18 protein-coding genes are annotated in these 23,532 nt (G+C 69.7%); 4 read left to right on the top strand and 14 right to left on the bottom strand.

The features are described 5' to 3' along the window. Positions 1–362: 362 nt before the first annotated feature. The 9 genes from LOK44_RS05945 to LOK44_RS05905 form a co-directional block, all read right to left on the bottom strand. Positions 363–1,346, bottom strand: coding sequence for a 2-hydroxyacid dehydrogenase (locus LOK44_RS05945; protein WP_237569106.1), 984 nt, complete (start codon positions 1,344–1,346; stop codon positions 363–365). 4 nt (positions 1,347–1,350) lie between these two features. Continuing rightward, positions 1,351–2,730 carry a glucarate dehydratase gene (gene gudD, locus LOK44_RS05940; RefSeq protein ID WP_237569105.1) on the bottom strand — a complete coding sequence of 460 codons (1,380 nt, stop codon included), beginning with the start codon at positions 2,728–2,730 and terminating at the stop codon, positions 1,351–1,353. 85 nt (positions 2,731–2,815) lie between these two features. After that, positions 2,816–3,658 carry an IclR family transcriptional regulator gene (locus LOK44_RS05935; RefSeq protein WP_237569104.1) on the bottom strand — a complete coding sequence of 281 codons (843 nt, stop codon included), beginning with the start codon at positions 3,656–3,658 and terminating at the stop codon, positions 2,816–2,818. A 37-nt stretch (positions 3,659–3,695) separates the two neighbouring features. Then, complete coding sequence (locus LOK44_RS05930; protein ID WP_237569103.1) at positions 3,696–4,418, bottom strand: sulfite exporter TauE/SafE family protein; 723 nt, start codon at positions 4,416–4,418, stop codon at positions 3,696–3,698. A 22-nt stretch (positions 4,419–4,440) separates the two neighbouring features. Continuing rightward, positions 4,441–5,448, bottom strand: a complete 1,008-nt coding sequence (locus LOK44_RS05925; protein ID WP_237569102.1) for an ABC transporter ATP-binding protein — start codon at positions 5,446–5,448, stop codon at positions 4,441–4,443. Beyond that, positions 5,441–6,475 carry an ABC transporter ATP-binding protein gene (locus LOK44_RS05920; RefSeq protein ID WP_237569101.1) on the bottom strand — a complete coding sequence of 345 codons (1,035 nt, stop codon included), beginning with the start codon at positions 6,473–6,475 and terminating at the stop codon, positions 5,441–5,443. Before LOK44_RS05920 ends, LOK44_RS05925 begins: the two co-directional genes overlap by 8 nt. A 23-nt stretch (positions 6,476–6,498) precedes the next feature. After that, positions 6,499–7,488 carry an ABC transporter permease gene (locus LOK44_RS05915; RefSeq protein WP_237569100.1) on the bottom strand — a complete coding sequence of 330 codons (990 nt, stop codon included), beginning with the start codon at positions 7,486–7,488 and terminating at the stop codon, positions 6,499–6,501. A 13-nt stretch (positions 7,489–7,501) separates the two neighbouring features. Continuing rightward, a complete protein-coding gene (locus LOK44_RS05910; RefSeq protein ID WP_163921402.1) occupies positions 7,502–8,431 on the bottom strand; it encodes an ABC transporter permease in 930 nt (309 codons plus the stop codon). A gap of 38 nt (positions 8,432–8,469) precedes the next feature. Beyond that, entirely contained in the window at positions 8,470–10,074 is a 1,605-nt protein-coding gene (locus LOK44_RS05905; RefSeq protein WP_237569099.1) for an ABC transporter substrate-binding protein, read from the bottom strand. 333 nt (positions 10,075–10,407) lie between these two features. Between LOK44_RS05905 and LOK44_RS05900 the strand changes: the two genes are divergently transcribed. Beyond that, entirely contained in the window at positions 10,408–11,400 is a 993-nt protein-coding gene (locus tag LOK44_RS05900) for a 2-hydroxyacid dehydrogenase (RefSeq protein WP_237569098.1), read from the top strand. A gap of 88 nt (positions 11,401–11,488) precedes the next feature. Here LOK44_RS05900 and LOK44_RS05895 read toward each other — a convergent pair whose 3' ends face one another. The 5 genes from LOK44_RS05895 to LOK44_RS05875 form a co-directional block, all read right to left on the bottom strand. Further along, entirely contained in the window at positions 11,489–12,409 is a 921-nt protein-coding gene (locus tag LOK44_RS05895) for a LysR family transcriptional regulator (protein WP_237569097.1), read from the bottom strand. 68 nt (positions 12,410–12,477) lie between these two features. Then, on the bottom strand, positions 12,478–13,761 hold the full coding sequence (locus tag LOK44_RS05890) for a glucarate dehydratase family protein (RefSeq protein WP_237569757.1): 1,284 nt from the start codon (positions 13,759–13,761) through the stop codon (positions 12,478–12,480). Continuing rightward, positions 13,758–14,699, bottom strand: coding sequence for a 5-dehydro-4-deoxyglucarate dehydratase (locus tag LOK44_RS05885; RefSeq protein ID WP_237569096.1), 942 nt, complete (start codon positions 14,697–14,699; stop codon positions 13,758–13,760). Before LOK44_RS05885 ends, LOK44_RS05890 begins: the two co-directional genes overlap by 4 nt. Before the next feature lie 74 nt (positions 14,700–14,773). Beyond that, positions 14,774–16,330, bottom strand: a complete 1,557-nt coding sequence (locus tag LOK44_RS05880; RefSeq protein WP_249783144.1) for an aldehyde dehydrogenase (NADP(+)) — start codon at positions 16,328–16,330, stop codon at positions 14,774–14,776. Between the two features lie 121 nt (positions 16,331–16,451). Further along, positions 16,452–16,835: a hypothetical protein gene (locus LOK44_RS05875; RefSeq protein ID WP_237569094.1), complete on the bottom strand. Its 384-nt coding sequence runs from the start codon at positions 16,833–16,835 to the stop codon at positions 16,452–16,454. Between the two features lie 221 nt (positions 16,836–17,056). Between LOK44_RS05875 and LOK44_RS05870 the strand changes: the two genes are divergently transcribed. From LOK44_RS05870 to LOK44_RS05860, 3 genes are read left to right on the top strand one after another with little or no spacing between them, the layout of a single operon-like run. Further along, positions 17,057–20,950, top strand: coding sequence for a Pls/PosA family non-ribosomal peptide synthetase (locus LOK44_RS05870; protein ID WP_237569756.1), 3,894 nt, complete (start codon positions 17,057–17,059; stop codon positions 20,948–20,950). After that, complete coding sequence (locus LOK44_RS05865) at positions 20,947–22,269, top strand: M1 family metallopeptidase (protein ID WP_237569093.1); 1,323 nt, start codon at positions 20,947–20,949, stop codon at positions 22,267–22,269. The genes LOK44_RS05870 and LOK44_RS05865 overlap by 4 nt, the downstream gene beginning before the upstream one ends. After that, positions 22,266–23,525 (top strand): polysaccharide biosynthesis protein, encoded by a 1,260-nt coding sequence (locus tag LOK44_RS05860; RefSeq protein ID WP_237569092.1) that lies wholly within the window; start codon positions 22,266–22,268, stop codon positions 23,523–23,525. Before LOK44_RS05865 ends, LOK44_RS05860 begins: the two co-directional genes overlap by 4 nt. The last annotated feature ends 7 nt before the right edge of the window (positions 23,526–23,532 follow it).

Raw genomic sequence — 23,532 nt, 5'->3', positions numbered from 1 at the left:
GCAGGATTCGATGCCAACGGTTCAGTTACTCCCGGAGACCGAAACGACGGTATCGAATATGACGCCATTGTGACCACGTGTCGGATCCATTTCGTCATTGCCGTGACATCGGGGCCGTGATGTCGAATCAGCACGTCGTGACCGGTTTCCGCGAGCGTCACAACGATAGCTGATCGTGACGAATCATGCCGAATCCGAATGTCCGAAGCGCTATTCGCATCCCCGGCGAGAATTTGCCAGGGCCGTCTTTTCACCATTGTCGGCTATCACCATTGCGTAGCCCAGTTGCTTGTCAAAGAAAGGAATCGCGCCTGCAGCTAACTAGGTAGGCGGTAGCGGTACTGCGCCGGGCGGCCGTGGCCTCAGCCGGGGCTCACGACGTTGCGCAGTTGCTCGCCGCGGCCCAGCCTGCCGATGTTGGCGGCGATGTCGTCGGCGCGGCCACGGAAGGTATCGGTGGTGACCCCGGACGAATGCGGCGTCATCACGAGGTTCGACAGCTCGCCGAACGGCAGGTCGCCGACGGCGGTGGGCGTACCCGGCGCCGACGGGTAGCGATACCAGACGTCGATGGCGGCGGCCCGGATCTGGCCCTCGACGAGAGCGTCGTAGAGCGCTCGCTCGTCGATCAGCGGTCCGCGCCCGACGTTGACCAGCACTCCCTCGGCACCCAGCGCCCGCAGTTCGGCCGTGCCGATCATCCCGGTGGTCGCCGGCGTCAGCGGCGCCGACACCACCATGACGTCGACCTCCCGTGCGAGCGCACCGAGCCGGGAGGTGTCGCCCACCCAGTCGAGTCCGTACGCCGCACCGTCCTGGCGTCCCGATCCGGTCACCGCCACGCCGCTGCAACCGACCGCCCGGAACAGGTCCCACGCGCACTGGCCGATGTGGCCAAAGCCGACGAACCCGATCCGGCTGTCGCGGAGCGTGCCCAGCTGCGGGATGGTGTCGTCGTAGACCGAGGTCGCCCACGTTCCGCGCCGCAGCGCGCGATCCTGGGCAAGGAAGTCCCGTCGTAGCACGATCGCGGTCGCCAGTACGTACTCGGCGATGGACCTTTCGTGGTGGAAGGTGTTGGCCACCAGGACGTCGGGACCGAGTACCGAGAAGTCGACGCGGTCGGTTCCCGCTCCCGCGACGTGGATCAGCCGCAATTTCTCTGCCGCGCCTGCCATCTCCGCGGTGAATCGGGCGCCGACGTATACCTCCGCGTCGCGGAGGTCGTCGAGCAGATCGGCCGCGGCGGCGCCGGGGCGCCACACCGTGGTGGCATCGGCGGGCAGTGCCGCCTCGAGGCGCTCGCGGTGCGGGGCGAGGTTGGCATCGGCGATCAGGATCTTCACGGCGTCAGTCCCGGTGCAGTGCAGGTCGTTTGGAGTCGAACGTCCAGCCGGGAACCAGGTACTGCATCGCGATGGCGTCGTCGCGTGCGCCCAGGCCCTCGCTCAGGTACAGCTCGTGGGCGGCTGCCACGGCGTCGTCATCGAGTTCGACGCCGAGTCCGGGTGCGTCCGGGACGTCGAGGTACCCGTCGAAGATCTCGAAGGGTGCCTTGGTGATCCGCTGCCCGTCCTGCCAGATCCAGTGCGTGTCGATGGCCGTGATGTCGCCCGGTGCGGCGGCGGCGACGTGGGTGAACATCGCCAGCGACACGTCGAAGTGGTTGTTGGAGTGCGAGCCCCAGGTGAGCCCCCACGCGTCGCACAGCTGGGCGACGCGTACCGACCCGGCCATGGTCCAGAAGTGCGGATCGGCCAGCGGGATGTCGACCGCCCCGGAACGGATCGCGTGACCCATCTCGCGCCAGTCGGTCGCGATCATGTTGGTGGCTGTCGGCAGGCCGGTGGCGCGCTTGAACTCGGCCATCACCTCACGGCCGGAGAATCCGCCCTCCGGTCCCACCGGATCCTCGGCGTAGGCGAGCACGCCGGCCAACTCGCGGCAGGTGGTGATGGCATCGGCCAGCAGCCAGCCACCGTTGGGGTCCAGAGTGATCCGGGCGTCGGGGAACCGGTCCGCCAGCGCGATGACCGCCTTCGCCTCGTCGGGTGCGGGCAGCACGCCGCCCTTGAGCTTGAAGTCGCGGAAGCCGTACCGGTCGCGGGCGGCCTCGGCGAGCCGGACGACGGCTTCCGGGGTCAGGGCCTCGTCGTGGCGGATCCGCATCCAGTCGTCGGCGTCGGCGCCTTCGTCGGCCGCCGAACGGTAGGGCAGGTCGGTCCTGGTCCGGTCGCCCACGAAGAAGAGGTAGCCCAGCGCCTGGACCCTGGACCGCTGCTGACCGTCGCCGAGCAGTGCGGCCACGGGAACCTCCAGGTGGCGGCCGAGGAGGTCGAGCAGTGCGGACTCGACGGCGGTCACCGCATGCACGGTGACGCGCAGGTCGAAGGTCTGCGCACCGCGGCCGCCGGCGTCACGATCGCCGAAGGTGCGGCGGATGTCGTTGAGCACGGCGTGGTAGTCGCCGATGCTGCGTCCCTCGACCAGCCCCCTGGCGTCGTCGAGCGTCCGCGCGATGGCGGCTCCCCCCGGCACCTCGCCGACACCGGTGTTGCCGCTGGAGTCGGTGACGATCACCAGGTTTCGCGTGAAGAAAGGCCCGTGTGCGCCGCTGAGGTTCAGCAGCATGCTGTCGTGGCCAGCGATGGGAACGACGCGCATCTCGGTGACGACCGGCGTACGGCTGGTGCCGGGCGCGCGCAGCGACGGGGAAGGGTGCAGCGTCATGTGCTCAGCCTACGAACCACCGTCGATGCACGTCCAACACCGTTAAGGCATTGATTGATGCCGCAGACGCATCGACTACACCCCGTCACGCGAACCACTTGTCACCGTTGGCCACCGGGCGGAGGACGCGAGTCACCTTGTCGCCCATGGCGCACAGCGCTTCGACGATCTCGCGTTCACGGGCGGGCGTCAGGCGCGCGATCGGCACCGATGCGCTGATCGCGTCCTGCGCGGGCCGGGTGTACCGCAGTGCGACGGCGAAGCACCGCACCGCCGGGGTGTTCTCCTCGTCGTCGGTGGCGTAGCCACGGACCAGCGCCGTCTCGAGTGCGGCGTCCAGCCCGGCGCGATCGGTGATGGTGTTGGGCGTCAGTGCCTGGAGGACCTCGGGAACGTGCCGGTCGCGATCGTCGGCGATCCGGTCGGCCAGCAGAGCCTTGCCGAGCGCGGTGGCGTAGGCGGGGAGACGCCTGCCCACCCGGCTCGCAGCGCGCTGGTACTGCCGGGATTCGCGGGTGGCGAGGTACACGACGTCGGTCAGATCGAGCCGCCCGACGTGGAAGGTCTCGTCGAGGTCCTGGCGCAGTTCGTCGAGGAACGGGGTGATCATCGGCAGGTACGGGTCGCTGTCGAGGTAGCTGGTGCCGACGAGCAGCGCGCGAATGCCGATGCCGTACTGCGTCCCGGCGTCGTCGGCCCGCACCCAGCCCTGCGCCATCAGCGTGCGGAGCAGTGCATGGGCGCTGCTGCGCGGCATGTCGAGCGCCTCGCTGATCTCGCGGATCCGCGCAGGCCGGTCCTGCCGCGCCGCCAGGTACTCGAGGACTTCCACGGTCCGTGCGGCCGACTTCACGCCCGACCGCGACGAATTCATCTTCCGCACAACGCCGTCGACGGATTCCGATGTGCCCGACGTCACCGATGCCACCCCCGTACGGTAACCCGGTGACCGGGCTCGGTGGGCGTCACAGCGCCCCCACCTGCTGGACGACGAGCACCCCCGCACCGACGGCGGACACCACGATCGCTGTCCAGCGCTGCCGCTGGGCGTTGAGTAACCGGTTCGCCCACCGCGACAGCGCGCAGCCGACCACGGTGGCCGGGACCAGGAACGCGAACCAGCGCCACGTGTCCCCGTCGATCGAGCCGGTGAGGCTGAGCATCCCGATGGACAGCACCGAGCCGATGAGGAAGAAGCCGCTCATCGTGCCGCGCAGTTCCGCACCGGTGCTGCGCTGCCACACCAGCGCCATCGGCGGTCCACCGATCGACGTCGCCGTTCCGAGGACGCCGGACGTCGCGCCCGCGAGCACCAGGTTGCGTCGGCGCGGGGTCGGCGCCCAGCCCATGCTGGTCACCAGCACGCCCGCCAGCACGACGCCTGCAATCGCCAGCGCCAGGGCGCGTTCGGGCATCGCAGCCAGCAGCAGCGCTCCGGCGACGGTCCCCGGAACCCGGCCGACCAGCGCCCAGCCGGTGCCCCGCACGTCGATCGCCGTGCGTTCGCGGATCACCACCATCAGCGTGACCAGCGAGGCCAGCATGATCAGCGTGCCGGGGATCAGGCTGGGATCGACCAACGCCACCACAGGCGCCGCCAACATCCCCATGCCGAAGCCGATCGACGCCTGCAGGCACGACGCGAACAGGATCGCGACCGCGATGACGGAGTACGCCGTGACGCTCACCGGTCGTCAGCACCGAACCGGCTCACGCGCTCTGCGACAGGGCCGCACGGTCCTCGGTCAGCGGGTGGTGGCATTCCGCGGCGTGGCCCGGCACCGCGGAATCGATTGCCAGCGGCGGCAGTTCCTCGGCGCACACGTCGGTCGCCTTCCAGCAGCGGGTGCGGAACCGGCATCCCGACGGCGGGTTGAGCGGTGAGGGCACCTCACCCTTGAGCAGGATACGGTCGGCGCGGTCCACGGCGTCGAGCTTGGGCGCCGCCGACATCAGGGCCCCGGTGTACGGGTGGCTGGGCTGGTCGAAGACGGCGTCGGTGGGTCCGGACTCGACGATACGGCCGAGGTACATGACCGCTACCCGGTCGGCGACGTGCCGCACGACCGACAGATCGTGGGAGATGAACACGTACGAGATCCCGAGCTGCTGCTGCAGATCGTTGAGGAGGTTGAGCACCTGCGCCTGCACCGACAGGTCGAGCGCCGATACGGGCTCGTCGCAGATGATCACGTCCGGGTCGAGCGCGAGCGCCCTGGCGATGCCGATCCGCTGACGCTGCCCGCCCGAGAACTCCTGCGGGAACTTGTCGATCGCCTTGGCGCCGAGCCCGACCAGGTCGAGCAGTTCGCGCACCCTGGCGTCGCGGTCCTTGCGGGACGGGTGCAGCCCGCGGTGGGTCCGCCACGGCTCGGCGATGATGTCGCCCGCCGACATCCGCGCGTTGAGTGACGCGTAGGGATCCTGGAACACCATCTGCACGCGGCGACGGAACTCGAGCAGCTCCTTGCCCTTGAGTGCGAAGGGGTCGATGCCGTCGAAGGTGACCGTGCCCGAGTCGGGACGTTCGAGCATCATCAGCGTGCGAGCCAGAGTCGACTTGCCGCAACCGGATTCGCCGACCAACCCGAGCGTCTGGCCGCGGGCCAGGTCGAGGTCGATGCCGTCGAGGGCGCACAGCCTGTCGTTGCCCTTGCGGCCGCCGGGCACCCGGAACGACTTGGTCAGGTCGCGGACGGTGAGCAGCTGATCAGACATTGGTGACCTCCTCGGGGAAGTGGCACGCCGACCGGCGTCCTGCGCCGACGGGCGCGAGTGCGGGCCGCGCGGTGCGGCAGATCTCGGCGGCGAGCGGGCACCGCTCCTGGTACACACAACCCTTCGGGATGGAGTTCAGGTCAGGTGGCGACCCGCCGATCGACTTGAGGTGCGCACCCCGCTCGGCGTTGATGGGCACGGAGTTCAGCAGGCCCTTGGTGTACGGGTGCTTTGGCCCGGCGAACACCTCGGCGACGAGCCCGGTCTCGATGACGTTGCCCGCGTACATCACCGCGACGCGATCGGCTTCCTCGGCCACCAGCGCGAGGTCGTGGGTGATGAGCACGACGGCCATGTCGTACTCCGCGCGCAGGCTCTTCAGCAGCGCCATGATCTGTGCCTGCACGGTGACGTCGAGCGCGGTGGTCGGTTCGTCGGCGATCAGGACGCGCGGGTTCAGCGCGACCGCCATGGCGATCAACAGGCGCTGGCGCATGCCGCCGGAGAACTGGTGCGGGTAGCTCTTGAGGCGTTCCTCCGGCTGCGGGATGCCCACGCGTGTCATGAGTTCCACGGCCTTGCGCTTGGCGTCCTTCGCGCTCATCCCATGGTGGATGCGGAACGGCTCGGCCAGCTGGGTGCCGACGGTGTAGAGCGGGTTGAGTGCGGTGAGCGCGTCCTGGAAGACGATGGCCAGCTCGGTGCCGGCCATCTGCCGCCGCGTCTTGCGGTCGACCGCCAGCAGATCGGCGGTGCCGTTGCGGCCCGCGATTTCGGCGGAGCCGCCCGTCACCTCGGCGACGGGTTCGAGCAGCCCGACGAGTGCGGTTGCGGTCATCGACTTGCCGCAGCCGGATTCCCCGAGCAGCGCCAGTGTTTCGCCGCGGTGCGCCGAGAACGACACGTGGTCGACGGCGCGCACGCTGCCTGCGATGGTGCGGATGTCGACCGTGAGCCCGTCGACCCGCAGCGCGGGGTCTGCTTCGGTGCGGTCGGCGGACGGGTGCTCGGCTACCTGGGCGGTCATGACATTCCCTTCGAGAGGCGCTTTCACGACAGGCGCTTTCCGGTCTTGGCGAAGCGGGACAGGCGTTTCTGCGGGACGGTCAGGCGCCACCGCTGACCCGGGTCGGTCGCGATCCTGGCCCAGGCGGCGAGGATGGTCGCCGACACCGTGGTGATGACGATGGCCAGACCCGGGAAGAACGACAGCCACCAGGCCGTATGCAGGTAGGTGCGGCCCTGGGCGACCATCAGGCCCCAGCTGACGTCGGGCGGCTGGATGCCGATGCCGAGGAAGCTGAGCGAGGACTCGGCGAGCATGACGTAGCAGAAGTCCAGCGTCGCCACGGTGAGCAGCGTCGGCAGCACGATCGGCACGACGTGGCGCGTGATGATCGAGCGTCCGCTGGCTCCAAACGTGCGGGCGGCGTCGACGAACACGCGGCTCGACAGCTCTGCCGACTCGGCGCGGGCGGTGCGCAGGTACACCGGGATGCGGGTGATCGCCAGCACCAGCACGATGTTGGCAGCGCTCGGCGAGAAGACGTAGAGGACGACCACGGCCAGCAGCAGCGACGGGAAGCTCATGATGACGTCGGCGATGCGCATCGCGACGGTCTCCCGCCAGCCGCGGTAGAAGCCGGCCCACATCCCGACGATCGAACCCACGATCGCGGAGATCACCACGGCGGGGATCGCCACCGACAGCGTGGTCCGGCAGGCGACGACCAGCCGGGCGAGCATGCTGCGCCCCAGTGGGTCGGTGCCGAGGATGTTCGCCCAGCCGTTGGCGAGCGTGAACGGCGCCTGGTTCGAGTTGTCGAGGTCGATGTCGGTGGCGAGCCCGCCCATCAGCATCGGGCCGAAGATCGCGGTCAGGAACACCAGGCCGAGGACGACGGCGGCGGCCGCGGCGACCCGGTCGTTGACCAGCAGGCGATACCAGCTCGAGCTGCCCGACTTGCGTCGCTTGCCTCCGGACTCGCCGACGATCGCGGTGGTGGGCTTGACTGGTACGAGATCGAGCTGAGTGCTCATGGCGGCTGCTCCCTTAGACCTTGGCCGGTTCCCGCACGCGTGCGTCGAGCAGCGCGTAGCAGGCGTCGATGGCGATGTTGAGGACGAAGATGCTCACCGCGGTCAGCAGGACCGCGGCCTGCAGCACCGCGAAGTCGCGCTGCAGGATCGCGTCGATCATGAGCTTGCCGATGCCGGGCCAGCCGAAGATCGCCTCGACCACCACCGCGCCGTTGATGAGGCCGACGGCGAGATCGCCTGCGACGGTGAGCGCGGGGGCTGCGGCGTTGCGCAGCGCGTGGTGGGTGACGACGCGAAAGTCGCTGGCGCCCTTGCTGCGCGCGAGCCGTACGTACGGCGCCGACAGTGCCGAGACCATCGCGCCCCTGACCACCTGCGTGAGCACGCCGAGCGGTCGGATCATCAGCGTGGCGATCGGCAGGATCCACGACAGCACGCCCGCGTCGGTGCCGGAGGTGGGCAGCCAGCCCATGAGCACTGCGAAGAGCCAGACGCCGGTGATGGCGAACCAGAAGTCCGGGATGCTCGCCGCGGTCATCGACAGCAGGCTCGAGAAGCGGTCGGCCAGCGAGTTGGGCCGGTAGGCGGCCCAGCAGCCGATGATGACAGCACCGACGATCGCGAGCAGCATCGTCGCGAACGCGAGCTGCAGGGTCGCCGGGAAGGCGCGAAATGCCATCGACGACGCCGACTCACCTGTGCGCAGCGACGTGCCGAAGTCGAGGTGCAGGACACCCTTGAAGTAGTCGACCAGCTGGGTCAGCATCGGCTGGTCGAAGCCGTTCTTGGCCGCGAACTCCGCACGCTGGTCGGCGGTGGCCGACTCGGGCAGGTAGAGGTTGGTCGGGTCACCGGTGAGGCGGGCGAGCAGGAACACGCCGAGCAGCACGATGATGAGGGGCAGTGCGCTGGTGTACATCCGGCGCCGGACGAACGAGAACATGGGCTGATCTCCTGGTCGTGGAGTTGGTCGGCAGTGGCTCAGGAGACGGCGGGATCGACCGGGTCGCCGGTGCCATCGGCGGACACGGTCATCTCGGATAGCCGCATCTCGTCACCGGTGGCGGAGTTCGGGGTGTAGTCGACGCGCGGGGACTTGCCGAGGATGCCCTTCATGTGGGCGATGTAGGCCATCTGCATGATCTCCTGGGGTTCCTCGGCGAACAGCTTCGCGAAGGCGTCTTGGCGGGCCTGGCCGGTGAGGGCTTCCGCGGCGCGAATCTTGGCGTCGAACTCCGTTGTGCCGTAGGCACTCTGCGGCCCATCGCTGAGCATGTACTGGTCCATCGTGAAGGCGGCGTCGCCGGCCTGGTTGCCGTGCATGATCATCAGGAGGTACGGACCGGTGTTCGCCGGGAACGGCCGCAGCTGGTACTGCAGCTGGCTGGCGGTGTCCATCATCTCGATCTTGACGTTGAGTCCGATGTCGGTGAACTCGCTCTGCAGCACCTCGACCGTCTCGGCAATCTTCGGGAACTGCGCGGTGCGGGCGATGAGGCGGATCTGACGGTCGACGGGCACGCCGTCGGCCTTCGCATCGGCGACGAGTTCCCTGGCCTTGTCCGCGTCGTGCGGCCACAGTTGCAGTTGGTCGTTGTAACCGACGACGCCGGACGGAATCAGTTGTGAGGCAGGATCGCCGAGTCCGCGGAACAGTGCCTTGACGATGCCGGTGCGGTTCACCGCGTAGTTGATGGCCTGGCGCACCCGCATGTCGTCGAGCGGCGCCTCGGTGGCCTGCATGCGAAGTGCGGTGGTCTCGTTGTTTTGGAACGGCACGCCACGGTCGCCGGCGCCATCCTCGGGGCCCAGCGAGGTGGCGATGTCGGCCTCGTCGTTGGTGATCATGGCGGCGCGCACGCTGCCCTCGCTGCGCCATTGGTATTCGGCGCGGGGGAACGCGGGCTCAGGACCCCAGTAGGCGTCGTTGCGGGCCAGGATCAGCTTCTGCCCGTACTCCCAATCCGCGATCGCGTACGGGCCGGTACCGATCGGCTCGCGCACCTTCTCGGTCATGCTGGTGCCCACGGGCACCATTTCGACGAACGAGATGCGCAGCGGGAGAATCGGATCGGGCTGCTCGGTCGCGACCGTCAGTGTGGCGTCGTCGGGGGTGGCGAGCTTCAGCTTCTCGTCGCCGAAGACGTATCCGTCGACGTTGCAACCCAAGTCGGAGTTGACGGCGCGGTCGATCGAATAGGCCGCGTCCTTGGCGCTGAACGGCTTGCCGTCGGAGAAGGTGACGCCGCTGCGGACGTCGAACGTCCACTCCGTCGGCGAGGTCTGACGCCAGCCGGTCGAGAGCAGGGGCGCCAAGTCGCCGCTGGTGGGGTCGCGCTCGATGAGAGGCTCGGTGATGTTCGACCGGACCACGATGCCGGTGGAGGTGAGCGAACTCTCGCAGGGTTCCAGGGTCGGCGGTTCCTGGGACAGGACGATGCGCAGCGTGTTGGTGTCGAAGCCGCCGGATCCGGAGTTCGCGACCGTGCAGCCGCTGGCGACGAGGCAGGCGCCGGCCACCGCGAGTGCGGTGATTCCTGCGCGGCGGGTCCGCCGGTGTGGCACAGGCACCGGAGATGCGGCCATGTTTTCCTCCATGTCGGGGCTGTGACGTCCACGTATGTGGATGAGGTCTGTGACGGTAGACACACCGTAGGAGCGGCCGCGGAACAGCGTCAACCCACCATCAGGGGTCCCGAACCGCCTTTTTGGGGCAGGATCGGCCAACCTGATCATGGCCATAAACAGGCATTGAGCTGGGGCGATGCGATCTACGGCAGGTCGTCGATACCCGGCAGCGGCCCCGATTCCCGCAGTTATGCCCCTTGGGTATCAAGCCATGCTAATTCCGAGTTGGACAGGTATTCGCGCGCGTCCTTACGGTACGTACAGGCATTCCAGCCACCCGAGGAGACAGCCGTGCCCACGACCCCCGTTCCAGGCGACCGCTCGCCACGCCGCGTGCTGCAGGTGGGGCCGCTCAAGCCCTCCCTGTCGGAGACGCTGCGCATCACCTACGACGCCCTGGAACTGCCTGGCGATCAGCAGGCGCGGACGGAGTTCCTCGACCGGTTCGGCGCGGACGTCGGCGCAGTCGTCACCTCGGGCCGCACGGGTGTCGACGTGGAGCTGATGGCCGCGCTCCCCAACCTCGGCGCGGTGGTGAACTTCGGCGTCGGGTACGACACCACCGACGTCGACGCGGCACGCGAGCGCGGCGTCGGAGTATCCAACACCCCCGACGTCCTGACCGACTGCGTGGCGGACACCGCGGTGGGCCTGCTGATCGACACGATGCGTCAGTTCAGCGCCGCCGACCGCTATCTGCGCGCAGGGCACTGGCCGGTCGACGGCAACTACCCGCTGAGCCACCAGGTGTCCAACAGGAAGGTCGGGATCATCGGCCTCGGCCGCATCGGCAGCGCAATCGCCAAGCGGCTCAACGCCTTCGGGTGCACGATCTCCTACCACAACCGGCACGTCGTCGACGGCTCCCCGTACGAGTACGTCGACTCCCCCGTCGAGCTGGCCCTCCGGGTGGACGTGATGGTGATCGCTGCGGCAGGCGGCAGCGGAACGGCGAAGCTCGTCGACGCCGACGTGCTCGATGCCCTCGGCCCCGACGGCTACCTCATCAACATCGCGCGCGGCAGCGTCGTCGACGAGCCCGCCCTGGTGCGGGCGCTGACCGAGGGACGCGTCGCAGGCGCCGGGCTCGACGTGTTCGCCGAGGAGCCCGAGGTGCCCGTCGAACTGCTGCGGTTGGACAACGTCGTACTGCTGCCCCACGTCGGCAGCGGCACGGTCGAGACGCGCGCGGCGATGGAGGACCTGACGCTGCGCAACCTCGACGAGTTCCTCACCAACGGTCGGCTCGTCACGCCGGTGGTGCAGCCCGCCGTCCGCGTCTAGCGCTCGTTTTTCCCGCGACGTCTACACCACGGTCGCGATCGCGTGTATTCAACGACGCTGGTGTAGATCTCGCGAGGAATCCAGCCGGTCAGAAGTGCTCGACGAGGTCGTCGGTGGTCCACTCGCGCTGGGGCAGCACGTCGCGCAGCAGCCGGTGCAGCGCGGGGTTGGTGCTGTCGCTGCGCCACACGGCGTCGAGTTCGACGGGCCGCTCGCGAAATGCGCCGATCGACCGGAACTCGACCCCCTCCGGATGCAGCGTGGCCGCCGACGCCGGCACCAGCGCGATGCCGATACCCGATCGGACCAGCACCAGCATGGTGTGGACCTGCGTGACGGTCTGCACGTACCGCGGCGTCGCACCCGCGATGGTGAACGTGCTGATCAGGAGCTCGTTGAAGTAGCGAGCCTGTACGGGCGAGTACATGACGACGTCCTGACCGTCGAGGTCGTTGAGCGTCAGCTGCCTGCCCAGTTCCGTGAGCGGGTGGCCCTTCGGCAGCGCGGCGATCAGCTGCTCGTGCAGCAGCGGACGCGACACCAGCCCGGGCCTCTTGAGAGGTGGCCGCGCCATGCCGAGGTCGAGCTCGCCTGTCACCAGACCTTCGATCTGTGCCGCGGTGACCATCTCGCGCAGGTCGAGCTTGACGTCGGGCAGCTTCGCGCGGGCCGCCTCCAGCAGCCGCGGCAGCACGGCGTGCGCGGACGCTGCGGTGAACCCCACGACCACGGTGCCCAGATCGCCTGCGGGAACGCGCTTCACGGTCTGCGCAGCCCCCTCGGCGAGCTGCAGGATGCGTCGCGCGTCGGGCAGGAACGCGACGCCGGCGGGCGTCAGCGTGACCGTCCTGGTGGTGCGGTCGATGAGCTGGACGCCGAGTTCGGCCTCGAGCTGCTGGATCTGCCTGCTCAGCGGCGGCTGCGTCATGTGCAGGCGCTCGGCCGCACGGCCGAAGTGCAGTTCCTCCGCGACGGCGATGAAGCACGACAATCGAGCCAGCGAGAACATCGATGCACTCCCAGTATCAACCAGGCCGCCTTGGTTGACGGTCGTGCATCAGTGTAGGGCGGCGGTTCTCACCAGCGGGGGCTGATCGCCTCGTACGTCGGGTCGATTCTGCGCATGTAGCCGGTGTCGTCGCGGTCTCGAATCCCGCACCGCAGGTACTGCTCGTGCAACGCGTTCAGCGCCTCGTCGTCGATCTCGACGCCAAGACCCGGCGTCGTCGGCACGGCAACCGCGCCGTCGCGGATCGCCAGCACGCCGGGCTTCACGACATCATTCACGGCGGCCTCTTCTTTCCACGGCCAGTGCGTGTCGCACGCATACGACAGGTTCGGGGTGGCGCCGGCCAGATGCACCATCGCGGCCAGGCTGATGCCCAGGTGCGAATTCGAGTGCATCGACAGGCCCAGGCCGAACGTGTCGCAGATGCCCGCCAGCAACCGCGACCGCTGCAGTCCACCCCAGTAGTGATGGTCGGACAGCACGACTTTCACCGCCTGCTGGGCGATCGCGGGCGCCAGGTGGTCGAACGCCACGACGCACATGTTGGTGGCCAGTGGCATCGGCGCCTGCGCGGCCACCTCGGCCATGCCCGCGATGTCCGGCGTCGGGTCCTCGAGGTACTCCAGGATTCCCGCCAGTCCGGCGGCCACCTTCACCGAGGTTTGCGGCGTCCAGGCGGCGTTGGGATCCAGGCGCAGCGGATGTCCGGGGAAGGCGTCGTGCAGCGCCTCGATCGCCTTCATCTCCTCGTCGGGCGGGAAGAGGCCACCCTTGAGTTTGATTGCGGTGAAGCCGTATTCGTCGATCATGCGGGTGGCCTGAGCGACGATGCCCGCCGGGTCCAACGCCTCGCCCCAGGAGTCGGGCTCACCGCCGGGGTGGGCCGCCCACTTGTAGAACAGGTACGCGCTGAACGGCACCGCGTCGCGAACCCTGCCGCCGAGGAGGTCGGAGACCGGTCTGCCGGTGGCATGCCCCTGCACGTCGAGGCAGGCCACCTCGAACGGGGAGAACACCCGATCCACCACGCTGGCGGACGTGATCATTCCGGCCAGTCCCGAGCCGTCGCCCGTGCTGTCGCCGCCGAGCCGGTCGGAGATCGCCGCGCGAATGTGGTTGAGCGCGAACACGTCCAAGCCGATCATCGCGTCGGCGGCCGCCTCCAGCCGCTGCAGGTGCACGACGTCGGCGTAGGTCTCCCCCAGCCCGACCAGGCCGGCATCGGTGTCGAGCTGAATGATCGCGCGCAGTGCGTACGGCTGGTGCACGCCGACGGTGTTGAGCAGCGGCGGGTCGACGAACGCGACGGGCGTGATCCGTGCGCCGGTGACCCGAATGGGTCCGCTCATCAGCGCGACGCGACGAGATCGTCCGCCAGCACCGCCCGACCCGCGGCGACGATGCGGGTCAGCTCGTCGAGGTCCTCGGGGGCGGGCATGATGAGCGGCGCGCGCACCGGACCGGCCTCGATGCCCTCCATCGTCACGCCGGCCTTGATGAGCGAGACGGCGTAGCCGGGCACGGTGTCGCGCAGTCGAACCAGCGGGTGGAAGAACTCGCGCAGCAGCGCCGCGGTCCGCGGCTCGTCGCCGCGCTCGAGTGCGTCGTAGAACGCCAGTGCCAGTTCGGGGGCGAACGCAAAGGTCGCCGACGAGTACAGCGTCACGCCGATCGCGCGGTACGCCTGCTGGGACACCTCGGCGGTGGGCAGGCCGTTGAAGAACTGGAACGGCTTGCCGATCGGTGCGAGCGCATCGGTCACGGCGCGCACGATCCTGGCCACCCGGTCGATGTCGCCGGTGCCGTCCTTGAAGCCGACCACGTTCGGGATGTGTGCGACCTCGATGGCCGAGGCCTCGGTGTAGCGGGCGTTGGACCGGTTGTAGACGATCACCGGCAGATCGGTCGCGCCTGCGACCTCGCGGGTGTAGGCGATCAGGCCCTGCTGCGGCATGGTCACCAGGTACGGCGGCAGCAGCAGCAGGCCGTCGGCACCGGCTTCGGCCGCCAGCCGGGCGAAGATCTTCGCCTGCGCGACGGATCCGCCCGCACCGGCGTAGACGGGCACCCGTCCGCCTGCCACCTCGACGGCGGTTCGCACGATCTCCGCGAACTCGTTCGACTCGAGCGCATGGAATTCCCCTGTACCGCAGGCGATGAACACACCACCGGGGCCGGCGTCCACACCCCTGCCGACGTGCTCGGCGAGCGCGGCCAGGTCCACCTCACCGGTCTCGGTGAACGGTGTGACGGGGAAGAACAGGACTCCATCGAGGGACGAAACGGGCATGGCGGAACTCCTTTTCAAGAAAGGTGAGTGGCTCTGGCGGGTGGATGGGTGAGCCGGAGTCGTCCGGCGGGTGATCAGTCTCGGGTGAGTTCGCCGTCGATCCGGCGCCATGCCCCGTCGGGGTTGCCGTCGGCGATGGCGCTGGGCAGCAACGCCTTCGGCACGTCCTGGTAGGCGACCGGCCGCAGGAAGCGCTCGATGGCGCGCCCGCCCACCGAGGTGGTCCGTGAGTCCGACGTCGCGGGGAACGGACCGCCGTGCACCATGGCGTAGCCGACCTCGACACCGGTGGGCCAACCGTTGAACAGGATGCGGCCCGCCTTCGTCTCCAGCGTCGGGAGCAAGGCGCGCGCCGCGTCGAGATCGGTGTCGTCGGCATGCACCGTGGCCGTCAGCTGTCCTTCGAGACCTGCTGCGACTGTGGCCATCTCGTCGACGCCGGCGCACCGGACGATCAGGCTCGACGAGCCGAAGACCTCGCCCTGGAGCACCTCGGAGCCGGCGAACGTGGGTGCGTCGGTGCTGAACAGCGCCGGGCGACACGCCACCGGGTTGTCGCTGTCGGCGCCGCGCTCGATCAGATCGGCCTCGGTGGACAGCGCGTCGACGCCGGATGCGTAGCTCTTCGCGATCGTCGGAGTGAGCATCGGGGTGGCCGACGACTGGCTCATTGCGTCGCGTGCTGCGGCGACGAAGGCGTCGAGGCCGGGCCCGTCGACGGCGATCACCAGGCCGGGGTTGGTGCAGAACTGTCCCGACCCCATGGTCAGTGAGCCGACGAATGCACGGCCGAGGTCGCCACCGCGGGTTGCGAGCGCGCCGTCGAGCAGGAAGACGGGGTTGACCGAACTCATCTCGGCGTACACCGGGATCGGTTCGGGCCTGCCTGCGGCCGCGGCGACGAGCGCCAGTCCGCCGCCACGCGATCCGGTGAAGCCGACGGCCTTGATCCGCGGGTCGGTCACCAGTGCGGTACCGAGGCCGGGACCGGAGCCGAACAGCAGCGAGAAGGTGCCCGGGGGCAGGCCCTCGGCGGCGACGGCGTCGGCGATGGCGCGGGCCACCAGCTCGGAGGTGCCGGGGTGGGCGTCGTGCGCCTTGACGACGACGGGGCAGCCCGCGGCCAGGGCCGACGCGGTATCGCCGCCGGCGACCGAGAAGGCCAGGGGGAAGTTGCTGGCGCCGAACACCGCGACGGGTCCGAGCGGGATGGCCCGCTGGCGGATGTCGGGACGCGGCAGCGGCTTGCGGTCGGGCAGCGCCGGGTCGATGCGGGCGCCGGTCCAGCTGCCCTCGCGCAGGATGGCGGCGAACAGCCTCAGCTGGCCGGTGGTGCGGCCGACCTCGCCGGTGATCCGAGCCTCCGGCAGGCCGCTCTCGGCGACGGCACGGGCGATCAGGGGTGCGGCGATGGTCTCCAGGTTGGCGGCGATCGACTCGAGGAAGCGGGCGCGCTGCTCCGACGTCGTCGACCGGTAGGGGCCGAACGCCTCGGCGGCCGCTGCGCAGGCGGCGTCGACGTTCGACTCGTCGCCGTAGCGGTAGCCGGGGTCGAGCAGGGTCCCGTTCGCGGGGTCGAAGCCGCGGATCTCCTGTCCGGTGCCGGTGACGAGCTGGCCGGCGATGAGCATCTGTCCGGTGAGTCGCGAGGACTCGGCGATGGTTGCTGTCACGCGCCCAACGCTATTGCCCCCACCGATACATGTCCAAGACCAATTTGGCAGCGACTAATGCAGAGCTTGCATCAGTTGGTCACGCGGATTTCTGGTCCCGATCGGTCAGCAGGCGCAGGACGTCGTGGCCCAGACGACGCAGCTGATCGGGTTCCAGAGCGGCGGAGGGGACGAGCGTCACCCCGTCGGCGACGCCTGCGGAGTCGATGTCGGCGATCAGGCCCGTCAGGCCGGCGACGGTGCCCGCGTAGTGCACCGTCCCGGTGTCGCCGATCGACCGGAAGTCACCGGGGACCGCCACGGCGACGTCCAGGATGACTGCGACGTCGGCGCCGTCGGCGTGGATCCGGTCGGTGCGCCGCTTGGCGCGCTGCAGGTCCGGCGCGGTCAATCGGACCACCGGCCCGCCGCCCGCCGTCAACTCACTGAGGTCGCCGGGGTCACTGCCTGTCTGATCTGCCACGAAGAGCCGCACCTCCGCGAGGTTAGCGACGGAGTTCGGCAGCGACGAGGGTTCCGATCAGGGCGAGTTCATCGGGATGGACCGGTGGTACGCCACGGTGCGGCGCGCGACGGCGGGCATGGCGCGGTTAGTAGTTTGTAGCCGTGACAGCAGAGAGTGGCGACGTCGGACTCCAGGGACAAGACCTACTCGGGATTCCGGCTCAGTATCTGCTCTCGGAGATGGCGCCACCACCGCGGACGCTCATCGACATCCTCTACGCCACCGCCGAGCGGCACCCCGACGCGCCTGCCCTCGACGACGGGGACGTGCAGCTCACCTACGCCGAGTTGATCGCCGACGTCGAGGAGAGCGTGGCCTGGCTGGCGCAGCGGGGCATCGGACGCGGTGACCGCATCGGCATCCGGATGCCGTCGGGCAGCTACGCCCTCTACGTCGCGATTCTCTCGACCCTCGCGGCGGGCGCCGCCTACGTGCCCGTCGACGCCGACGATCCCGACGAGCGCGCCGCACTGGTGTTCGGCGAGGCCGGCGTGGTCGGCGTCATCACCGAGCAGGGCCTGGTCCGCGGCCATGGCTCGTCGCGCGGGTGGCGCGCGGGAAAGCCGATGGTCCGCGACGACGCCTGGATCATCTTCACCTCCGGCTCGACCGGAACGCCGAAGGGCGTCGCGGTCACCCACCGCAATGCCGCGGCGTTCGTCGACGCGGAGGCGCAGATCTTCCTTCGCGACAACCCGCTCGGCCCGGGTGACCGGGTGCTGGCCGGGCTGTCGGTCGCCTTCGACGCGTCGTGCGAGGAGATGTGGCTGGCGTGGCGGCACGGCGCCTGCTTGGTGCCCGCGCCCCGGTCGCTGGTGCGCAGCGGCATGGACCTGGGGCCGTGGCTGGTGTCGCGGGACATCACCGTGGTGTCCACCGTGCCGACGCTCGCCGCGCTGTGGCCCGCCGAGGCGCTCGAGGCCGTGCGGCTGCTGATCTTCGGCGGCGAGGCGTGCCCGCCCGAACTCGGCGAACGGCTCGCGGTCGACGGGCGCGAGGTGTGGAACACCTATGGCCCCACCGAGGCCACGGTCGTCGCTTGCCTGGCACTGCTCGAGGGTTCCGGCGGGCAGGAGCGAAGCGACCCGGGATGGAAGCCACGTCCCGTCAGCATCGGCCTGCCGCTGCCTGGCTGGGACCTCGCGGTGGTCGACGCCTCCGGCGTCCCCGTCGCGCTGGGCGAGGTCGGCGAACTGGTGATCGGCGGGGTGGGGCTGGCGCGCTACCTCGATCCGGAGAAGGACGCCGAGAAGTACGCACCGATGCCGACCCTGCAGTGGCCGCGCGCCTACCGCAGCGGCGACCTGGTCAGGCTGGAGTCCGACGGGCTGTACTTCCAGGGTCGCGCCGACGACCAGGTCAAGGTCGGCGGCCGCCGCATCGAACTCGGCGAGGTCGACGCCGCTCTGGTCAACCTGCCCGGGGTGAGCGGCGGCGCCGCAGCCGTGCGCAAGACCGCCAGCGGCACCCCGCTGCTGGTCGGCTACGTCGCCAGTGCGGACCCGGCGTTCGACGTGGCTGCGGCCCGCGTGGCGCTCGCCGAATCGCTGCCCGCCGCACTCGTCCCGCGCCTCGTCCTGGTCGACGAACTGCCCACCCGCACCTCCGGCAAGGTCGACCGCAACGCGCTGCCATGGCCGATCGCGGGCGACACCGCTGCTGACGACCCCGACCTCGCCGGCACGACGGGCTGGCTCGCTGGGCTCTGGCGCGACATCCTGGCCGCCCCCATCGACGGTCCTGAGGCCGACTTCTTCGCCGTGGGCGGCGGCTCGCTGTCGGCTGCCCAGTTGGTGGCCGCGTTGCGCAGGCGCTACCCGCAGGTGACGGTCGCGGACCTCTACGACCATCCGCGCCTCGGTTCGCTGGCCGGTTACCTCGACGAACTCGCACCGCCCCCGAAGGTGGAGATCCGCACCGTCGCGCCGGTGTCTACGGCGACCCAGGTGGCGCAGGTCGCGCTGTCGCTGCCGCTAGCGACGCTGACCGGCATGCAGTGGGTGGTGTGGCTGGCCCTGCTCAACAACGTCGGCGCGTCGGTCGGCGTGCCGTGGACGCAGCCGATCGGCTGGTGGTGGATCCTCGCCGGCTTCCTCCTGTTCGTCACCCCGCCCGGACGGATGGGCATCGCGGTGCTCGGCGCGCGCATGCTGCTCGGCGGACTCCAACCCGGCACGTACCGCCGCGGCGGCTCGGTCCACCTGCGGGTGTGGCTGGCCGAGCGTCTCGGCGAGGCCAGCGGAGCCGAGAACCAGGCCGGCGCACCGTGGCTGGTGTACTACGCCAGGGCGCTGGGCAATCGGGTCGGCAAGGGCGTCGACCTGCACTCCGCACCGCCCGTCACGGGCATGCTCACGCTCGGCCACCGGTGTTCGATCGAGCCGGAGGTGGATCTGACCGGACACTGGATCGACGGCGACCTCTTCCACGTCGGCCCCATCGACGTCGGCAACGACGCCACGATCGGCGCGCGCACCACGCTGCTGCCGGGCGCGAGCGTCGGCAAGAACGCCGATGTCGCACCGGGTTCGGGTGTGGTCGGCAAGGTCAAGGCCGGCCAGTACTGGAAGGGTTCGCCCGCGATGAAGTCGGGCAAGGCCCGCCATCCGTGGCCCGACGAGCGGCCGCCCCGCGCCCCGATCTGGGTGGCCGTGTACGGCGTGACGTCGGTGTTGCTCGGCGGCGTCCCGCTCCTTTCGCTCGCCGCGGGTCTGGCCGTGCTCGGCTGGGCCGTGCACGACACCGCGTCGGTGAGCGACGCCATCGGACCGGCGCTGCTGTGGACGCCCGTGGCGACGCTGCTCGCGGTCGTGGTCTACGCGGGACTGACCGTGCTGGGCGTCCGCGGACTGGCGGTCGGCCTGCGCGAGGGGTATCACCCGGTGCGCAGCCGCGTTGGCTGGCAGCTCTGGGCGACCGAACGGCTGATGGACATGGCCCGCAACTACCTGTTCCCCCTGTATGCCAGCCTGCTGACACCGTGGTGGCTGCGTCTGCTCGGTGCGACGGTGGGCAAGGGCACCGAGATATCGACCGCGCTGATGACGCCGAAGTTCACGGTCGTCGAGGACGGCGCCTTCCTGGCCGACGACACCATGGTCGCGTCCTACGAACTCGGCGGCGGGTGGATTCACGTCGCCAAGGCAACCGTCGGCAAGCGCGCGTTCCTCGGCAACTCCGGGATCACACAACCGGGCCGCCGGGTGCCCGACGACGGACTCGTCGCCGTGCTGAGCGCGACGCCGCACAAGGCGAAGGCCGGCTCGTCGTGGCTGGGCAGTCCGCCGATCCGGTTGCGGCGCAAGCCGACCGCCGCCGACGCACTGCGGACGTTCGAGCCCTCGACGCGGCTGAAGGTGATGCGCTCCCTGGTCGAGACGTGCCGCATCATCCCGATGATGGTGACGTTCGGCATCGGCGTGGCCATGCTGCTGGCGTTCCAGTGGCTGGTGACCGACGTCGGCTACCCGTGGGCCGCGCTGGCGGGCGGGGCGATCCTGCTGATCGCCGGCGCGGTGGCCGGCGCCATCGCCGTCGTCGCGAAGTGGGCGGTGATAGGGCGGATCGACGCCATCGAACACCCGCTGTGGTCGTCGTTCGTGTGGCGCAACGAGGTGTCCGACACGTTCGTGGAAGTCGTCGCGGCGCCGTGGTTCGCCCGTGCGGCCAGCGGCACCGTCGTGATGAACTGGTGGCTGCGGGGGCTCGGCGCCTCCATCGGCAAGGGCGTCTGGTGCGAAACGTACTGGCTGCCCGAGGCCGACCTGGTGACCCTGGGTCCGGCCGCCACCGTCAACCGGGGCTGCGTCGTGCAGACCCACCTGTTCCACGACCGCATCATGAGGATGGACACCGTGGTACTCGACGACGGAGCGACGCTGGGGCCGCACTGCGTGGCGCTGCCCGCGGCCAGGATCGGCGCCGGTGCCACGGTGGGCCCGGCCTCGCTGGTGATGCGCGGCGACGAGGTGCCGCCGTCGTCGCGCTGGCAGGGCAACCCGATCGCACCGTGGAACCCGTTGCGCAAGAAGCGCGCCGAGCGGGCGCAGAAGTCCAAGAAGAACGCCGCGTGAAGAAGCACCAGCGGAGGCACGCGCCGGTCATCGATCCGTACCTGCCCGGCAACGGCAACTTCGGCTACCGGGTCTCGCGCTACGACCTGGACCTCGCCTACAAGGTCAGCGCCAACCGGCTCTCGGGGGCGGTGACCATCACCGCGACCACCCTGGCGTCACTCAAGACGTTCACCCTCGACCTCTCGCACGCGCTGTCGGTGTCGAAGGTGACCGTCAACGGCCGTCGCCCCGACTCGTTCCGCACGTCGCACGACAAGCTGCACGTCGCGCTGGGGTCGGCCCTGCCCGCCGGCGCGGCGATGTCGATCGAGGTGCGCTATGCAGGCAATCCCCGTCCCATCCGCTCGATGTGGGGTGAGGTCGGCTTCGAGGAGCTGACCAACGGCGCGCTGGTGGCAGGCCAACCCAACGGTGCCGCATCGTGGTTCCCGTGCGACGACCACCCGAGCAGCAAGGCCAGCTACCGCATCGCCATCAGCACCGACAATCCCTACCGCGCGGTGGCCAACGGCGAACTCACGTCGAAGCGCACGCGCGCGGCGATGACGACGTGGACCTACGAGCAGGCCGAGCCCACGTCGACCTACCTGATCACCCTGCAGATCGGCATGTACGACGAGCACCGGCTGACGAAGAGTCCGGTTCCGATGAAAGCCGTCGTGCCGCAACGGCTTCGGCACGACTTCGAGCATGCCTTCGCTCATCAGCCGCAGATGATGAAGCTGTTCGTCAAGCTGTTCGGCCCCTATCCCCTGGCGACCGGCTACACGGTCGTGGTCACCGACGACGAGCTGGAGATCCCGCTGGAGGCGCAGGGCATCTCGATCTTCGGCGCCAACCACTGTGACCGGCAAGGGAAGTCGGAGCGGCTGATCGCCCACGAACTGGCTCACCAGTGGTTCGGCAACTCGGTGACCGCACGCCGGTGGCGTGACATCTGGCTGCACGAGGGCTTCGCCTGCTACGCGGAGTGGCTGTGGTCCGAGGAGTCCGGCGGGCGCAGCGCCGACGAGTGGGCCAAGCACTACTACCAGCGCCTGGCGTCGTCGCGGGAGGACCTGCTGCTGGCCGACCCTGGACCGCGCGACATGTTCGACGATCGGGTGTACAAGCGCGGTGCGATCACCCTGCACGTGTTGCGGCGCGCGATCGGCGACGACGCGTTCTTCGACCTGTTGCGGGACTGGACGACTCGCTACCGGCACGCGACGGCGGTCACCGACGACTTCACGGGTCTGGCGGCCAAGTATTCCGAGAAGCCGCTGCGGCCGCTGTGGCAGGCCTGGCTGTACTCCACCGCCCTGCCGGATCTGTGAGCGACGGCGCGGCGGCCGCACTGGGGCCGGTGACCCGGGGCAGTGTCGTCCGCGTCGGCATCGCGACCGCCGTCAGCGCACTGTGCGGGTACATCGTGCTCTACCTGGCCGCCCGCGATCTGGAGCCCGCGGGGTTCTCCGTGTTCGCGGTGTTCTGGGGCGCCTTCGGGCTGCTGGCCGGCGCGGCCAACGGTCTGCTGCAGGAGTCGACCCGCGAAGTGCGCGAGACGCTGCAGGCCGGCGTCGACCCCGAAGACATACAGGGACCACGGATTCATCCGATGCGGGTCGCGCTGCTGGTGGGGCTGGGTTCCGCAGCGGCAGTGGGGATCACGGCGCCGGTGTGGTCGAGCCACGTGTTCGTCGAAGCCCGATGGCTGAGCGTGGCGCTGCTGGCGATCGGCATCGCCGGGTTCTGCGTGCACGCGACGCTGCTGGGCGTGCTGGCCGGGGTGAACCGGTGGAGTCAGTACGGCACGCTCATCGTGGGCGACGCCATCGGGCGGGTGGCGGTGGCGATCGCGACGTTCCTGATCGGGTGGCAGCTGGTCGGCTACCTGTGGGCGACGGTCGCCGGGTCGATGGCATGGCTGCTCCTGCTGCTGGCCTCCCCCGCCGCACGCGCCGCGGCACGGATCCTGACCCCCGGGACGGTCTGGACGTTCCTGCGGGGTGCCACGCACTCGATCGCCGCGGCAGGTGCCAGCGCGATCCTCGTCATGGGGTTCCCCGTGCTTCTGAAGGCGACCTCGTCGGATCTCGGCGCGGCAGGTGGGGTGGTCATCCTCGCGGTCACGCTCACCCGGGCACCCCTGCTGGTGCCGCTGACGGCGATGCAGGGCAACCTGATCGCGCACTTCGTCGATCAGCGGGACTCCCGCCTGCGCGCGCTGCTGACACCCGCGCTGGTGGTGTGCGGGCTCGGCGCGCTGGCGGTCCTGGTCGCGGGTCTGGCCGGACCGTGGCTGCTGCAGACCGCGTTCGGCTCGCAGTACCAGGCCGCCGGCGGGTTGCTCGCGTGGTTCACCGCGGCGGCGATCGCCATTGCGCTGCTGACCCTCACCGGCGCTGCCACGGTCGCGGCGGCGCTGCACCGCGCGTACGCCGTCGGCTGGGTGGGGGCCACCCTCGCGTCGACGCTGCTGCTGTTGTTGCCCCTTGATCTGGAGACCCGGACGGTGGTCGCGCTGATGTGCGGGCCGCTGGTGGGGATCGTGGTTCACCTGGTCGCGCTACGCAGGGTTTCGGCAGCTTGAGCGTGTA

Origin of the sequence: Mycolicibacterium lacusdiani (assembly GCF_021916785.1) — a bacterium.
Taxonomy (GTDB): Bacteria; Actinomycetota; Actinomycetes; order Mycobacteriales; family Mycobacteriaceae; genus Mycobacterium; species Mycobacterium lacusdiani.
This window is presented reverse-complemented; position numbering and strand designations above follow the sequence as displayed.

Bases quoted from the DNA above. Each gene is read 5' to 3' on its own strand.
- gudD (WP_237569105.1), bottom strand. From the start codon at position 2,730: ATGACGCTGCACCCTTCCCCGTCGCTGCGCGCGCCCGGCACCAGCCGT.
- LOK44_RS05925 (WP_237569102.1), bottom strand. From the start codon at position 5,448: ATGTCTGATCAGCTGCTCACCGTCCGCGACCTGACCAAGTCGTTCCGG.
- LOK44_RS05920 (WP_237569101.1), bottom strand. From the start codon at position 6,475: ATGACCGCCCAGGTAGCCGAGCACCCGTCCGCCGACCGCACCGAAGCA.
- LOK44_RS05915 (WP_237569100.1), bottom strand. From the start codon at position 7,488: ATGAGCACTCAGCTCGATCTCGTACCAGTCAAGCCCACCACCGCGATC.
- LOK44_RS05910 (WP_163921402.1), bottom strand. From the start codon at position 8,431: ATGTTCTCGTTCGTCCGGCGCCGGATGTACACCAGCGCACTGCCCCTC.
- LOK44_RS05905 (WP_237569099.1), bottom strand. From the start codon at position 10,074: ATGGCCGCATCTCCGGTGCCTGTGCCACACCGGCGGACCCGCCGCGCA.
- LOK44_RS05895 (WP_237569097.1), bottom strand. From the start codon at position 12,409: ATGTTCTCGCTGGCTCGATTGTCGTGCTTCATCGCCGTCGCGGAGGAA.
- LOK44_RS05885 (WP_237569096.1), bottom strand. From the start codon at position 14,699: ATGCCCGTTTCGTCCCTCGATGGAGTCCTGTTCTTCCCCGTCACACCG.
- LOK44_RS05880 (WP_249783144.1), bottom strand. From the start codon at position 16,330: ATGCTCATCGCCGGCCAGCTCGTCACCGGCACCGGACAGGAGATCCGC.
- LOK44_RS05870 (WP_237569756.1), top strand. From the start codon at position 17,057: ATGGCGCCACCACCGCGGACGCTCATCGACATCCTCTACGCCACCGCC.